The following is a 15,487-nucleotide window of genomic DNA, read 5'->3' as shown; positions in this document are numbered from 1 at the left end:
CATCGGCTCTGGGTCTATACGCCCTTATTATTATTTCATTTCATCGACTGCAGTCTTACCTGCAATTCGTCCAAAGGTAAAGATATCTGTTAATGCGTTGCCGCCAAGACGGTTTCCTGCATGAATACCTCCGGCAACTTCGCCGGCAGCATAAAGATGTTTAATTGGCTGGCCATTTTCATCCAATACATGAGTATTGGTGTCGATCTTAAGACCGCCCATGGTGTGATGAACAGCTGGCTTTCTTGGAGTTGCATAGAACGGTGCCTTCTCCACTTTCAGGCTGAATGTATCCTTATGGAACTCCGGATCAAAGCCTGCATCTACATAAGAATTATATTTTACAATGGTTTCCTTAAGAACTTCAGGATCCATACCGACTTTTACTGCCAGTTCTTCGATGGTATCGGCTCTGAATAAGGTACCTGCTTCTACCTGACGGTCTAATTTCTCCTGGCTTGTATTGGCAGCTGTTTTCTTAATCTCATCATCTGCAATCAGATAGAATAAACCGCCCTGATCGATAGCCGCTTTTGTTAATACATCTCTGCCTGAGAACTCATTTACGAAACGTCTGCCGTTTTTATTAACGATTACAAAGTTTTCCGGTGGTACCTGAATTCCACTAAACAGCTCACCTGTATCCGGATCGGCAACAGGCATCATCTGGGTAAATCCCATTCCTGTCAGTGCTGCTCCTACTGATTTACCAAGCTGGATTCCATCACCAGTCATAGCAAAGGAATTGGTGGTTCTTATATTGTCATCGATGGCACTCCAATAGGTATTATATTCCTTTAACATCTTTGTATTGGCACCAAAACCACCGCTTGCAAGTACTACTGCCTTGGCATGGACTGTAATCTTCTGGCCATTGACACCAGTTGCTATCACTCCTGCAATCTCGCCATTTTCCAAAATAAATTCTTTTACAGGACTGTCTGTGATAATCTTTCCTGAGTGCTCCTCCACATATTTTGTGAGGGAAAGGATAAATGCGGTACCATAGCTTTTCACTGGCTTATGGCCACGGCGCCAAAGAGCTCCAACTGGAGCAAATACAACGCTCTTATCATACTCAACGCCGATCTCTTCCAGCCATTTTACACTCTCTAATGCTCTGTCAGTAAGGATTTTTACCAGGTCGTACTGCCCGTAAATGGTGTTGCCGTTTAAGTCGGTACGTTTTCCGCCAAAATAGGTCTGCATTCTGTGAAGAAGAGGAGAATCAAATAAATGACCTTTTCCAGTACCGAATTTTTCCTGGTATTTGGAAAACTCTTCTTTCAGTGCATGGAAATCGTCTAAATATTCCGGATGGATCTGGCTCTCATCGGTCGCTAACAATGACTCGATGGTATGTCTTTCTCCCGGATTTTCATCAAACTCTCTCTGCCACTCAGGATCAGCCGCATTAACCGGACCACCGGAACGTATGGTGTTTCCGCCTACTGCCGGATATTTTTCAAGTACAATTACACTGGAGCCATTCTGTAATGCAGTGCCAGCCGCACTGAGTCCGGCGCCGCCTCCGCCAACAACTACCACATCACAAGTATACTCTTCATCTTGTCTGTTCCGGCTGCTGGCAGGTTTTGGACGTCTCTTAAGTATATCAGGGTTGACTCCGGCAAGCTTCACTGCTTTTGCAACACCATCGATTACACCGTTGCTGGTTTCAGATGCACCAGAGAGTGCATCCACATTCAGAGTCTGTCCTTCAATAATTTTATCCGGTATTCTTACAAATACTACATCTGCGATTCCTTCGGTTTCGCCTTTGGTATCTATATTAATGCTTTCAATTCGTTTTTCGCTGAAGGACACCTTCATTGGAAGATTTCCGCTGTGACCGATTGCGTTTACTTCATATTCGCCAGGAGTAAAGGAAAAATCCTCTTCCTCATTAAGCTGATTTGAGATGGTGGCAAAACGCATAAAGCGAAGGAAACAGATATCCAGGAAATCAATCGTTCCTTCATTAACCAGATCACCTGCTTCATTAAATGCCTTGCTTGCATTTCCCAGTAAAAACTCATAACCTGGCATTACATTTGCATCCACACCCGGTGCATCCAGGATCTGGCGAAGATGGAGCTGTGCACGAGAAGATCCCTGTGTTCCTAAAGAGGCGCCAACGATCATTACCGGCTTGCCTGCAAGTGGATGGAGATCAAAGCTCAGCCACTCGATCAGACTTTTAAGTCCGGACGGAATGGAATGATTGTATTCAGGAGTAGCCATAATAACACCGTCACACTCTGTGATCTTATTATTGAACATCTGGATCACATCACCGTAGGACTGGTTATCAGACTGATTAAACATGGGAACATCTGTGATATCAAGTACTTCAATCTCTGCTTTTGATTCAAAATGTTTTTTCATAAACTGAAGGAGTTTACGATTATATGATTTTTTTGCATTCGTTCCAACAATTGCTATAAATTTCATTGATATGAATCCTCCTACTCTTGCCAAGTGAATTTTTTTGCGTTTTTCTTCTGAACCTTTTCTGCCAAAAGTTTCGTCGTGATATCCGTATACAGAACAAATTCCCTGAAAATTTCATCAAGCTCCGTTAACTTGTCCGGATAGATGAGATCTCCGGCATTATCAAATGCGGCTTGTGATTTTCCTAACAGGAACTCACTGCTTGGCATAATTCTGGCTGCCAGCTCAGGGGAATCAAGAATCTGTCTTAAGTGGGCCTGTGCACGGGATGAACCAAGTGTACCATGGGATGCCCCTACAATTAAAACAGGCTTATCCGTAAGCGCCTGACTTGTATAGCTGATCCATTCAAGAGCACTCTTTAATACGGCTGGTATGGCATGATCATACTCCGGAGTTGCTATAATAACGCCGTCTGCATTTAAAATTTTATTGGACATTTCCTCTACCTTTTCTGGAACTTCAGAATCCTCTGGTTCCATAAAGGCTGGTAAATCTTTAATTTCATATAATTCAATCTCTGCCTCACTGGAAAAATGTTTTTGCATAAATTGAAGCAGCATGCGATTAGTTGACACATCTGAATTCGTGCCTACGATTGCTAAATATTTCATAGTAATCTCCTTCCTATCCATTAAGTTCTCACAGTTGTAATTATGTGTTTGACATAATTTTAACACATCGTATCTATATTATCTAATAGTTATTTATTGAAGTTTGATAACAAATTTGTTATAATCAAAAATAATAGCAAAATAGCAAATTATTTCTCAAAGAAAGGAATAAAATGTCGAAAATCTCTTCTCAGGATATTCTGTATTATATCGATGCCATTTTAAAATACAGTAACTATGGCAAGGCTGCTAAATCCCTTTATATTTCTCAACCTTATCTGACGCAGGTGATTAAGCGAGTGGAAAATGAATTAAACTGCGAACTGATCACCCGGAATAAGCTGCCTTATCGGTTAACCGAACAGGGAAAGATCTATTATCAATATCTGACCTCATTAGAAAATAATTATGCAAAGCTGTTAAGGGAAATATCCGATGTGTCAGATATTGACAAAACAGTGATCAAAATAGGGATTCTTACCAGCCTTGGCACCTATCTTCTGCCTCTTTTTCTGCCAGATTTTCTTACCCTGCATCCAGACTGCAGAATCGAGTTAGCAGAGGACTTTCCAGAAAAAAATGAGAAGCTGATTCAAAACAATGAACTGGATTTCTGGATCGGGCAAAATTCAAGAAATATTTCACCCAACTTAAATTCTGTCAGCTGGGGCAGACACAGATACCGGGCTGTGATTCCGCGCTGCAGTGATCTGTATCAGGAAGATACAGCCGTCATCCCAGAAGGCAGCATCGACATGAGTAAAATCTTATGCCAGAAGCTGGTTCTCACCTCAAAAGGTTCCGCCATAAGAAAACAGATTGATCAATTGCTAAACCTTTATAAGGTTGAACCCAACATAATTATGGAGAGCACAGAAATCAATACGATTCGGAAGCTTGCCACAGGTAATTTAGGAATCACCTTTATTCCCGAAAGCGTCTATGTGAAGGAAAGTCCGTCGGAATACAATCTCTATCAGATACCCATAGACGAACTGAGCTTAGACTACTTCATAGCATACCACAATGAAAGAAAACTATCCAACATTGATCATGACCTGATAAATACCTTTTTGATTCATGGGCAGAACAATTCCGATCTGGGAGAATGAAATGACAGAGTATACAAAGATTATATATCTTATGGGAACAAAAATATCCCTTTCTATTAAGGGAGAAGAAACTGAAATGCTGGCAAATAAGGCGGAAGAAATGCTGATCCGTTATAATGAGATCTTTAGTGCCAACAGTGATCATTCCCAGCTTGCGATGATTAAAAATATGGCTGGTACCGCTCCCCAAAAGGTGGATGAGGAGCTGTATGAACTGATAAAAACGGGAAAAAAGCATAGTCTGAATGAAAATTCATTTTTAAACATAGCAATCGGACCGTTAATAAAGCTATGGAGAATCGGTTTTACCGAAACACATGTGCCGGATAAAGAGTCCATAGAAAAAGTGCTGGAGCTTTTAAATCCTGAATTAATACAGCTTAATGAGGAGAACAAAACCGTCTTACTTCAAAAAAAAGGGATGGAAATAGACCTGGGAGCCATTGCCAAGGGCTATTTCGCAGATAAAGTCATGGAGTTTTTTAAAGATCATGGTGCGGTCTCGGCTATGGTAGATATGGGCGGCAATGTGCTGGTGCATGGAGACTCCCCCTCCGATGGCAGTGACTGGAATGTGGGAATCCAGAACCCGTTTTTGCCCAGAGGAAATGCGGCTGCACTGGTTAAAATAAGGAATCAGTCGGTTGTAACATCAGGAATTTACGAAAGAGTTCTTGAAAAGGAAGGCAGTAAATACCATCATATTTTTAACAGCAAAACCGGCTATCCTATGGAAAGCAATATTGCTTCTCTGACTGTGGTCGCCAACCGGTCCCTGGACTGTGATATTTATACCACAGAATTATTTGGACTGGATGCAGTGTCAATCATTCGTAAAATGAACAATATGAAAGATTTGGGTGCTGTCGTAATAACCTTAGATGGAAAATTGGCCTGCACGGAAAATCTTATGGGACGAATTCATCCATTAAGTATGTAATATAACACTTCAAGACACTCCTGCTTTAAGCCCACCAATTGCATTACCGCTGATGGTGGGCTTTTCCTGTGCAAACCAATAATGTTTCATTGACAAACAAACTACATGTATGCTAGGATAACAATAGTAAGAATAATTATTATAATAAAGGAGAAGTGATTTATGTTTGAAGTAGAAAACAGTCCAAAGCGTTATTATAAAGTCATGCACAATTACCAGGAGGCTCAGTTGCTTTTTGCTGCAATACGTTTGAATATTTTTTCCTATCTTGATACACCTCAAACTGCACAAACTGTGGCAGAATCAATTAATTGTGACAAACATCAAATGGAACTCATGCTGTTATCACTGGTCTCCTGTGGTTTGGTGAATAAGCAGGAAGAATATTTTAGAAATACATTAGAAACAAGAAATTTTTTATCACGCAACAGCAAGGTGTTTCTTGGTGATACGCTCCTATTTCGGGAAAAGATGACCTCTCTTGGACAACTGGAAGAAAAGATAAAGTCAGTATCTTCCGTAAATAATGAGACTTATGATTTTTCTGAACTTGCCCGTTTGTCTATTCCGGAAATGTACTCCGGACGTGTACAGGCATTTATAAATGAAGTAAACAAGCTGTTTCCTGATAATAATGAGTGTCTCAACATTCTGGATCTGGGAGGCGGAGCAGGCATTCTGGATGTTGAACTGATAAAACATTTCCCAAACAGTAAGGCAACGGTTATGGAAACGCCGGATGTTTCTAAAGTTACAAGGGAGATTGTGGGGAAATATGGGGTACAGCAAAAGGTTCAGGTGATTTCAGGTGATTTCAATAATGACCCTTTAGGCGGACTTTATAATATGATTATTGCCTCAGGCGTTCTGAACTTTGTTGAGGGCGATCTGACTGATTTTATGAAGAAAGTGTCTGACTCGTTAGAAAATGGAGGTTATTTGTTTATTATAGGGCAGTTTGCAGATGAAAAAGATGCTGTTCCTGCAAATATGTTAAGCTGGCTGTCAGGGTTTATGGATGGCATCCCCTTACCTCCTGGCGCTCAGGATATAGAAATAGCATTACAAACATGTGGTCTTACTCCAATAGACAGGGTGAGGGTTGCTATGTTTGAGGGTTACGTTTACAGAAAAGAGGAAAAGAATGAATCTGTGAATTCAAAAGATGTAATCAATTCATTTATTGAATTAACGGAAAGTATTTCAAATTCTAAAACGAATATTCTCAATTTCGGAAGTGAGGATATGACATTTCATCGTGGAGAAATTCACATGATTAAAACAATTGGAGATTATCCGGGGATTCACAGTGCTGAGCTTGCGCGAAAATATGGTATAACAAGACCGGTTGTTCATAAAACATTACAGAAATTATCAGAGAGAGATTTAATCGTCAAAAGAGATGATCCGGAAGATAAAAAACGCTATTTACTTTATTTGACGGAGAAGGGAAATGCTGCCTACAGGGCTCATGAAAAATATCATAATGATAATGATCGATCACTTTTTGATTTTCTTAATGGTACATCCAGTGAAAATCTGGCAATTATGAAAGGATTTTTAGAACATGCTATAGGTTTAATACAAAATCACTCATAATCCGAAAGAGGAGAACGAAAATGAACCCAGATCGTAAAATCATGATTATTGGCGGGCATGGTAAGGTAGGCCAGTCTATTACGAAAGAACTGAAAAACTACAGTTTGATCCTGGCAGGACGAAATGAAGAGAAAATGAAAAGGTTCATTCAAAAAGAACAACTAAAAGCAGAAATCTGCGTAATGGATATTCTTCACATTGATTTTGCACTGTTACAGAATGTAGGCTGGGTTATTGTTTGTGTCGATCAGGAAAATACCCTGCTGGTAGAATATTGTGATAAAAACGGAATTGATTATATGGATGTCACTGCAAATTCAGAATATATTGACAAGATTCGTAAACTTAAACTTAAGAGTACAAGCAAAATTTTGCTGGGCATTGGTCTTGCTCCTGGACTTACAAATCTTCTGGCAGAAAAATTTGTACAAATGTATCCTACAGAAAAAAATATTGATTTACAGCTTATTTTAGGGATGGGCGAAAAACACGGAGATGCTGCCATAAAATGGACTCTCGATAATTTCACCAGAAACTACAATCATAACATACACGGATCTATGAGACCATTTACTAAAAAAAATAAAGTGGAGAGCATGCAGAAGCGGTTTTATACGTTTAATTTCAACTTTGTGGACCAGCACATGTTAAATAATAAATATAAAGATAAGATATTTACCACTTATCTGGGGTTCTATCAGTCTATTATCACTGTATTCCTGTATTGGGCAAATAAACTTGGACTTCTCAGATTGTTAAAATATAAAAAAATATATAATATGGCAGAACGATTGCTTAGAAATCCTAAAATTGGTTCAGATATTTTTATCGTTTCTATTCAGTCCGGTAAAAAAAGCCTGTATGCTTGGGGACATGACGAAGGAAGATTTACCGGACTGATTGCTGCTGAATCAGCAAAGCGAATGGCAGATCCCACATTAAAAAAGGGAATTATGGAAATATCAGATATTTTAAATATAGAAGATATCGTAGACAATGATTTGTTTCAGTTAACGCTTCAGAAAACAGCAGAGTTGTGATTTTTTATTCATTTGTCAGGAAGTAATCCTGCTTTTGGATTGCCAGATAATGGATCTTCATATTTCAAAAGCAAGACATCTATGATAAGATTAATTTTATAACTTATATTTTGGTAATTTAATTCCAGGGAGGGACAACATGAACAAAGAAATAAAAAAGACTGCCGTCATAGGAATGGGTGCACTGGGTATGTTATACGCAAGCCAGATCAACTCTGCATTTGGACCTGATTCCGTCTATTTTCTTGCTGACCAGAAACGAATCGGGCGCTATCAGAAAATGACTTTTACAATAAATGGAACCCCCTGGTCTTTTCCCATGAAAGCGCCTGAACATGCATGTCCTGCAGATTTAATAATTATAGCCGTTAAATACAACGCACTGCCATCAGCACTGGATATAATGGCTTCCTCAGTGGGTCCTGATACCACCATAATCTCCGTTATGAACGGGATTGACAGCGAAGCGATCGCAGGCAGACGCTATGGAGATGAAAAAGTACTCTATTGTATTGCCCAGGGAATGGATGCCATGAAGTTCGGTACCGATTTAAGCTATACCAGATCCGGAGAATTGTGTCTTGGCACCAGAATAAAGGGGCAGGAAAATCGGCTCAATGCCTTAACCAGATATTTTGATTCCGCCAGAATCTCCTATCGTACCGAGAGCGATTTTTCAAAAAGGCTCTGGGGTAAATTCATGTTAAATGTTGGAATCAATCAGACCTGTATGGCATATGAGGTCAATTATTCCCAGGCGCTTACTCCAGGTACCCGATACGATACATTAGTCGGAGCTATGAGAGAAGTAATATTGCTTGCACAAAAAGAAGGCATTACCCTGACAGAAGGCGACCTGGAAGCTTACATAGAACTCTTAAAAACCCTTTCACCTGAGGGAGTTCCATCCATGCGTCAGGATGGGATCGCCCACAGACCATCGGAAGTAGAGATGTTTTCAGGTACAGTACGCAGACTTGCCGCTAAACACGGTCTTTCTGTTCCCGTAAATGATATGCTTTATGAAAAAATCAAAGATATGGAATCCAATTATATTTCTTAAATCCAACCCAGAAGCAAAAGGAGGAGGTATGATGAGCGATCGGATTTTACTTTTAGAAGATGATATCAGTTTAGTAGATGGATTGAAATATTCATTAAAGCGCAATGGCTTTGATGTTGAACTTGTCCGTACCGTAGAAGGCGCCATAGGCTGTTTACCCAAAATCCATCAATTTGACTTACTAATTCTTGATGTGACATTACCGGATGGAACGGGTTTTGAAGTATGTGAAAAAGTTAGAAAACAGGGATATCAGATTCCGATTCTATTTTTAACAGCTTCCGATGAAGAGGTAAATGTCATTCGTGGGCTGGACAGCGGCGGCGATGACTATGTAACAAAACCGTTTAAACTGGGTGAGCTTTGTTCCCGGATTCGTGCCTTACTGCGCCGCGCGGGAAAATCCAGTGAAAATAACCTTACTGTAATAGAATGTGGTGATATTTGGATTGATCTTTTAGGAAGCAGGGTGCTGTTAAATGAAAAAGCTCTGGATTTAACCAGCGCAGAATACCGTCTTATCTGCTTATTAATAAGAAATTCTAACCGAGTCATTACCCGCAATCAAATTTTAAATGAACTGTGGGACAATACAGGCGACTTTGTGGACGATAATACTCTTTCTGTTTACGTTCGCCGGCTCCGTGAAAAAATTGAAGCTGATCCTTCCCATCCGGAGCATTTAATCACCATCCGGGGTTTTGGCTATCAGTGGAATGAGGTGTCTGTATGAACCTTTTTCAAGATAAGCAAATCAAACATTATACCGCCTTTATTTTAGCTCTCGTTTTGCTGATTTTTCTTTCTGTCATTGGTTTGAATGCTGTTCAGGTAAAAGCCATGCATGGTCTGTTTCTATCTCACGACAATGCCGTTGTCACCTCTCTTTTCCAACAGGGTGTTTCAAAAGATGTAATTGCCAAAGCCATTACCAGTACAACAAGCAGCCAGGAAGGAGCAACTCTGCTTGCTAATATAGGTGTAACAAACCATACCGCAATCAGATTTCTTCCCTTTATTGATGAGTTTCATAAGATTTCCATATACTGTATGCTGCTTTTTAGCGTGATTCTATCCTCTTTGCTTTTGGCTGGATCATTTATTTTTTTATGGAAAAGAGAGCAACTCTATCTGCAGGCAGCAAAGGTAATTACCAATTTTACAGAAGGCGATTTTTCTTACCACATGCCGCTAATGAAAGAAGGAACCATATATCGTCTCTTTGCCTGTGTAGATCAGCTTGCTATAATCCTGCAGTCAAAAAACGAAGCTGAGAAGAAAGCAAAAGATTTTTTAAAAAGTACTATATCAGACATCTCACATCAGCTGAAAACACCACTTGCGGCTCTTACTATGTATCATGAAATCATTTCTGAGGAACCGGAACAGGTTCAAACCGTAATAGAATACTCCCAAAAAACAGAATTAGCGCTAAAGCGTATGGAACAACTGATTCAAGTCATGCTGAAAATAACCCGATTGGACGCCGGCAGTATTGTTTTTGAAAAAGAAAGCTGTTGTTTATCGGAATTAATTGCCCAGGCTGCCAGTGAACTGACAACGAGGGCAGCCCGTGAGGGAAAAGAAATTATCGTTGAGGAATTACCGGAAGAAACCCTCATTTGCGATAAGCAGTGGACCTGCGAAGCGATTGGAAATATAGTTAAAAATGCTTTGGATCATACCGATTCGGGAGAAAAAATCCACGTTACATGGAAGCGGACCCCTGCCATGCTGCGCATCATGATTACAGATAATGGCTCCGGTATTGCACCGGAAGATTTGCATCACGTATTTAAACGTTTTTACCGCAGCAGAAAATCTCTGGATACCCAGGGAATCGGTCTGGGCCTGTCACTGGCAAAAGCCATTGTTGAGGGTCAGGGGGGCATCATCTCCGTTCAAAGCGCACTGCAGGAAGGGACAGCTTTTACGCTTTCCTTCCTTACGTAACTGTAAGCTGTTATTCACCCGATTGTAAGATGTACCTGTTATTCTCTTCAGAAAGGAGGTACTAATAATATGGAGATTTTAAAAGTACGGCATTTGTCAAAAACCTACGGAAACGGTGAAAATCAGGTAAATGCCCTGAAAGATGTCTCTTTTACATTAGCACAGGGAGAATTTGCTGCAGTAGTTGGAGAATCAGGTTCCGGTAAAAGTACGCTGCTTAATTGTATTGGAGCCCTGGATACCCCTACTGCCGGGAATATCTATATGGACGGAAATGATTTATTCTCAATGAAAGAAGAACAGCGTACCATTTTCAGGCGGCGCAATATCGGCTTTGTATTTCAGTCGTTCCAGCTTGTTGCAGAATTGACTGTGGAGCAAAATATTATGCTTCCCATTCTTCTGGATTACAGAAAACCCGATCAATCGGCTGTAAATGAAATTTTAGAAGTCTTAGGGCTTTTAGAACGCCGCCATCATCTGCCTGGCCAATTATCCGGCGGGCAGCAGCAGCGTGTTGCCATTGGACGGGCACTGATCACTAGGCCCAAACTGATCCTGGCGGATGAACCCACCGGAAATCTGGACAGCAAAAACAGTCAGGATGTAATTGATTTACTGGTCAGGGCATCCCGCCTTTATCAGCAAACGATTCTGATGATTACACATAACAATCATCTGACCACCTCAGTAGACCGCGTGCTGCGGGTTTCAGATGGAGTTCTGACGGATTTGGGAGGCAAAGAGAATGAAAAGTTATCTTGACCTTGTTCCCATTTCAGCCAAAGTCCATAAAAGGCAGAACAGAATGTCTGTATTCTGCATTGTCTTAGCGGTGTTTCTAGTCACAACTATTTTTGGTATGGCTGACATGTTTATACGCAGCCAGATCATGCAGGCCCGTATCGAGGACGGTAATTGGCATGTGATGATCCGAAACGTGAATGAAGAACAAGCCGCCCTGATTTCTGCACGACCGGATGTAACTGCATCTTCCTGGTATGGTGTCCTAAATTTCAGGGGAGAACAAGGCTATACTGTAGCGGGAAAAAACGTGATTATAGCGGGAAGTGATAAAGACTGGATTACTAAAATGCAAACTCAGGACATTCGGGACGGAGCGTTTCCACAAGATGACCATGAGGCCATGGTTACCGAAAACGCAAAGACAATGCTTGGCTTGCAAATCGGAGATTCCATTTCAGTCAATGGGCCTGATGGTACCAGCTATGAATTCACGATCTCTGGATTTACTAAAAATGCTGCAAAAACAATGAAAGAAGACTCCTACGCAGTTTGCCTGACTACCCAGGCGTTTCGCTCCTTATATCCTGGAGTCTTAAATGGTCAACCCGCCGAGTATAACAGCATCTTTTTTGTACAGTTTTCTACTCATAGCAATATACGAAGTACAATCGCCGATATGAAGTCTCAACTGGGACTTTCGGACGAACAGGTTTCGGAAAATACGAAGCTGCTGGGCTTACTTGGTCAAAGCGGAAATTCTTTTATGATGCAAATCTATCGTTCAGCTTCTGTTTTATTTCTATTAGTTTTGCTGGCAGGCATTATGATGATTGCAAGCAGCCTAAACAGCAATGTGGCACAGCGCACGGAATTTTTTGGAATGATGCGCTGTATCGGTGCCACACCAAAGCAGTTGATGAGATTCGTCCGGAGGGAAGCCCTTGGCTGGTGTAAGTTTGCAATACCGTCAGGCATTTCTTCGGGAGTCGTTATCATTTGGATCTTGTGCGCCTTACTACGTTTTCTCAGTCCGGAATACTTTGCCGAAATGCCTGCATTCGGAATAAGCCTGCCCAGTATCATGGCCGGTATCTGTGTAGGAATCCTGACGGTTCTGCTGGCGGCTCGTTCACCAGCCAAAAGAGCTGCCAGGGTTTCGCCACTGGCAGCCGTATCCGGAAATGCAAATTCTCTGCAGCCTGTGCGCAAAGCTGCAAATACAACACTATTTAAAATTGATACTGCTCTTGGTTTCCATCATGCGAAAGCCAGTAAAAAGAATTTTATTTTGATGGTAGCTTCCTTTTCACTAAGCATTACTCTTTTTTTAGCGTTTTCGGTCACAATAGATTTTATGCAGCATTCCCTTACTCCCTTGAAGCCATGGACTCCGGATTTATCCATTGTCAGCACGGATAATACCTGTTCGATTCGTAGTGGCTTATTGAAAAAACTCAAGAAAAATCCGGCGGTTAAGCAGGTATACGGGCGAATGTTTGCCTATAACGTACCGGTTACGGTGAATGGTCAGGAAAAAAAGGTGGATTTAATTTCTTATGAGGAAAACCAATTCAGATGGGCTAAGAATTATTTACTGGATGGATCTTTCGATTCCGTCCAACAGAAAAGCAATACCGGACTGATTGTTTTTAGACCGCAAAATATCATAAAAACCGGAGATACGGCTACTCTGCACATTGGGGGGCAAACGTCGGATATAAAAATAGTCGGATCTCTTTCTTCCAGCCCCTTTAACAACGCACCTGACGCTGGAACAATAATCTGTTCTGAAAATACCTTTCGGCAGCTGACCGGCGAAATGGATTATACAATTATCGATTTGAAGTTATCTAAGAACGCAACGGATGCTGATGTTGATGAAATTCATAGAACAGTTGGTATGGATGTCACCTTTTCTGATGTACGCTCCGGCAATCGCAGCGTAATTGGTTCGTATTACTCTTTTGGATTGTTTATTTATGGCTTTATGGCTTTGATTGCTTTAATTACCATATTCAATATTGTAAATAGCATTGCCATGAGTGTCTCCTCCCGTATGAAGCAGTATGGAGCATTTCGTGCAATCGGCCTGAGTAACCGCCAGCTGATAAATATGATTGTTGCCGAAGCCTCTGCCTATGCAATTACGGGATGTATCTTCGGCAGTGTTTTCGGGTTAATGCTGAATAAGTTCCTGTACGCAAAGCTGGTAACTTCTCACTGGGGCGAACAGTGGAATGTCCCATTTATACAAATGTCCATTATCATAACAATTGTCTTATTATCCGTTATCCTGGCTGTACGAGGTCCAGTAAAACGCATTTGCGATATGTCCATTGCAGATACCATAAGTGCACAGTAATAATATGATAAGCCGAACCTCTCATTCGCCACCTGTTATTGGCGTTATTATGAGCAAAAGATAATTTTAAAAGGCAGCTTCTACAGAATCTGCCTTTTGTTTTTAAGGAAAAAATGAGGGTATTTATTAAATTCTCTCCAGGTCTTCAACAGTCCGACTGTTTCTAACGTTGCCAGTGTTTAATGTACTTTTAGGTTCAATTAAAAGCACATGAGCTTCATTCTCCGCAACAGGCATATGCTCTACTCCTTTTGGGATAATAATTGTTTCTCCCTCCTTCAGGCATACATCCTTATCTCTGAATTTTACTGTCAGTACGCCTTTTACCACATAGAACATCTCATCTTCGTTGTCATGGGTATGCCAGGTGAATTCCCCCTTAAATTTAGCAATTTTTACGTATGATTCGTTTAATTCTCCGATAATCCTGGGACTCCAATATTCGTGAAAGAGCTGAAATTTTTCTTCTAAATTAATCTTATCCATTTTATATCTCCTTTTATAGATTCATTTGCGGAAAAATTCGTAGTTTTTCCGCTTTCCACCGCTTCTTTTGCAGGTAGAAAAAACACCAGTAAACCTGTAATTACAGCGACAATACCGGCCCCCCTGCTAAACTTTAATTGCCTCTTTTAAAATGAAATAGGCCAGAATACAGGTTACAACTGGTTCTCCTAAAATACTCATAATACATACAAATAATTGCAGCTGCCAAAAGAACTAAAAAATCACCGAATAAGGCTCTGTAGCTCGTCTGAAAATCTCCCCAACCTACCATAAAACAGCCAGCTATTGAAATAATACAACCCAAAATGGTCCATTTGCCAACCTTTTCTTATATAACAGTCAATCCATGCCTCTACTATATATATACAAGAATTAATATGTCTGCATATTAATATAATAAGTACTTTTGTAAAGAACAATTGTGCTTATCAGAATAGATAGTAATTCTGTAAAAGAATAAGAGGTGTAAAATGAGCAATATCGCTTTACAACTGGATCGAAATATATTAGGAACAATAGCTGTATCAGAAACGGTTATCTTTGATACAATTTCATTTCTATCTGGTAATATTAGTTATAACCCTGTAACCGGCGTTATTACCTTCTTTGAACCTGGAAGATATGTATTTAACTGGCTGATATCAACACAATCCTCCTCTTCTACAAACGGAGTTGTATTTGCATTAGCATCCTCACAGGGCGATTATATCAAAGGAAATTCACCAATAAAGACCGGGGAAGTTGTGGGTTCAGGTATATTGGAAATCACATCTACGCCAGTGACGGCGTCTCTTGTCAACGCGAGTACCAATATTGTATATTTATCTGCAATTGTTCCCATAAAATCAACTATGGTAATTGTTCAGGATGACGATACTACAGCCGGGCCGACTGGGCCGACTGGACCGACTGGGCCCACTGGCGATACCGGACCTACCGGCGATACTGGTTCTACCGGTGACACCGGGCCGACTGGGCCTACCGGCGACACTGGACCTACTGGACCTGCCGGTGACACTGGGCCGACTGGGAACGCCGGGCCTACCGGCGATACTGGGCCTACCGGCGACACCGGGCCTACTGGCAATACTGGGCC

General features: G+C 40.9%; 13 protein-coding genes. 10 read left to right on the top strand and 3 right to left on the bottom strand.

The window, feature by feature from the left end; translation table 11 throughout:
* Positions 1-30: 30 nt before the first annotated feature.
* Positions 31-2,454, bottom strand: a complete 2,424-nt coding sequence (locus ABS301_RS25390) for a flavocytochrome c (protein ID WP_349674829.1) — start codon at positions 2,452-2,454, stop codon at positions 31-33.
* 14 nt (positions 2,455-2,468) lie between these two features.
* Positions 2,469-3,068 carry an NADPH-dependent FMN reductase gene (locus tag ABS301_RS25385; RefSeq protein ID WP_349674828.1) on the bottom strand — a complete coding sequence of 200 codons (600 nt, stop codon included), beginning with the start codon at positions 3,066-3,068 and terminating at the stop codon, positions 2,469-2,471.
* A gap of 173 nt (positions 3,069-3,241) precedes the next feature.
* Here ABS301_RS25385 and ABS301_RS25380 point away from each other — a divergent pair, with 173 nt between their 5' ends.
* From ABS301_RS25380 to ABS301_RS25340, 9 genes are all read left to right on the top strand, one after another.
* A complete protein-coding gene (locus tag ABS301_RS25380) occupies positions 3,242-4,180 on the top strand; it encodes a LysR substrate-binding domain-containing protein (RefSeq protein ID WP_349674827.1) in 939 nt (312 codons plus the stop codon).
* Between the two features lies 1 nt (position 4,181).
* Positions 4,182-5,120, top strand: a complete 939-nt coding sequence (locus ABS301_RS25375; protein ID WP_349674826.1) for an FAD:protein FMN transferase — start codon at positions 4,182-4,184, stop codon at positions 5,118-5,120.
* Between the two features lie 162 nt (positions 5,121-5,282).
* Entirely contained in the window at positions 5,283-6,719 is a 1,437-nt protein-coding gene (locus tag ABS301_RS25370) for a methyltransferase (protein ID WP_349674825.1), read from the top strand.
* 20 nt (positions 6,720-6,739) lie between these two features.
* Positions 6,740-7,759 (top strand): saccharopine dehydrogenase NADP-binding domain-containing protein, encoded by a 1,020-nt coding sequence (locus tag ABS301_RS25365; protein WP_349674824.1) that lies wholly within the window; start codon positions 6,740-6,742, stop codon positions 7,757-7,759.
* Between the two features lie 139 nt (positions 7,760-7,898).
* Positions 7,899-8,822, top strand: coding sequence for a ketopantoate reductase family protein (locus tag ABS301_RS25360; RefSeq protein WP_349674823.1), 924 nt, complete (start codon positions 7,899-7,901; stop codon positions 8,820-8,822).
* A gap of 31 nt (positions 8,823-8,853) precedes the next feature.
* Positions 8,854-9,555 carry a response regulator transcription factor gene (locus ABS301_RS25355; protein WP_349674853.1) on the top strand — a complete coding sequence of 234 codons (702 nt, stop codon included), beginning with the start codon at positions 8,854-8,856 and terminating at the stop codon, positions 9,553-9,555.
* Positions 9,552-10,775 (top strand): sensor histidine kinase, encoded by a 1,224-nt coding sequence (locus tag ABS301_RS25350; RefSeq protein ID WP_349674822.1) that lies wholly within the window; start codon positions 9,552-9,554, stop codon positions 10,773-10,775. The genes ABS301_RS25355 and ABS301_RS25350 overlap by 4 nt, the downstream gene beginning before the upstream one ends.
* Before the next feature lie 69 nt (positions 10,776-10,844).
* Positions 10,845-11,540 carry an ABC transporter ATP-binding protein gene (locus ABS301_RS25345; protein ID WP_349674821.1) on the top strand — a complete coding sequence of 232 codons (696 nt, stop codon included), beginning with the start codon at positions 10,845-10,847 and terminating at the stop codon, positions 11,538-11,540.
* Positions 11,524-13,884: an ABC transporter permease gene (locus ABS301_RS25340; RefSeq protein ID WP_349674820.1), complete on the top strand. Its 2,361-nt coding sequence runs from the start codon at positions 11,524-11,526 to the stop codon at positions 13,882-13,884. Before ABS301_RS25345 ends, ABS301_RS25340 begins: the two co-directional genes overlap by 17 nt.
* Before the next feature lie 126 nt (positions 13,885-14,010).
* On the opposite strand, the gene ABS301_RS25335 is transcribed toward ABS301_RS25340, so the two are convergent.
* Entirely contained in the window at positions 14,011-14,370 is a 360-nt protein-coding gene (locus ABS301_RS25335; protein WP_349674819.1) for a cupin domain-containing protein, read from the bottom strand.
* Positions 14,371-14,861: 491 nt separating this feature from the next.
* Here ABS301_RS25335 and ABS301_RS25330 point away from each other — a divergent pair.
* Positions 14,862-15,487, top strand: a 626-nt coding sequence (locus ABS301_RS25330) for a collagen-like triple helix repeat-containing protein (RefSeq protein WP_349674818.1), incomplete at its 3' end; no start/stop codon positions are given.

The organism is Lacrimispora sp. (genome assembly GCF_031982545.1).
Classification (GTDB): Bacteria; Bacillota; Clostridia; order Lachnospirales; family Lachnospiraceae; genus Lacrimispora.
Note: the sequence above shows the minus strand (reverse complement) of the source record. Positions and strands in the feature narration are given on the sequence as shown.

Coding starts and splice junctions, on each gene's coding strand:
- ABS301_RS25390 (WP_349674829.1), bottom strand. CDS start 2,454: ATGAAATTTATAGCAATTGTTGGAACGAATGCAAAAAAATCATATAAT.
- ABS301_RS25385 (WP_349674828.1), bottom strand. CDS start 3,068: ATGAAATATTTAGCAATCGTAGGCACGAATTCAGATGTGTCAACTAAT.
- ABS301_RS25380 (WP_349674827.1), top strand. CDS start 3,242: ATGTCGAAAATCTCTTCTCAGGATATTCTGTATTATATCGATGCCATT.
- ABS301_RS25375 (WP_349674826.1), top strand. CDS start 4,182: ATGACAGAGTATACAAAGATTATATATCTTATGGGAACAAAAATATCC.
- ABS301_RS25370 (WP_349674825.1), top strand. CDS start 5,283: ATGTTTGAAGTAGAAAACAGTCCAAAGCGTTATTATAAAGTCATGCAC.
- ABS301_RS25365 (WP_349674824.1), top strand. CDS start 6,740: ATGAACCCAGATCGTAAAATCATGATTATTGGCGGGCATGGTAAGGTA.
- ABS301_RS25360 (WP_349674823.1), top strand. CDS start 7,899: ATGAACAAAGAAATAAAAAAGACTGCCGTCATAGGAATGGGTGCACTG.
- ABS301_RS25355 (WP_349674853.1), top strand. CDS start 8,854: ATGAGCGATCGGATTTTACTTTTAGAAGATGATATCAGTTTAGTAGAT.
- ABS301_RS25350 (WP_349674822.1), top strand. CDS start 9,552: ATGAACCTTTTTCAAGATAAGCAAATCAAACATTATACCGCCTTTATT.
- ABS301_RS25345 (WP_349674821.1), top strand. CDS start 10,845: ATGGAGATTTTAAAAGTACGGCATTTGTCAAAAACCTACGGAAACGGT.
- ABS301_RS25340 (WP_349674820.1), top strand. CDS start 11,524: ATGAAAAGTTATCTTGACCTTGTTCCCATTTCAGCCAAAGTCCATAAA.
- ABS301_RS25335 (WP_349674819.1), bottom strand. CDS start 14,370: ATGGATAAGATTAATTTAGAAGAAAAATTTCAGCTCTTTCACGAATAT.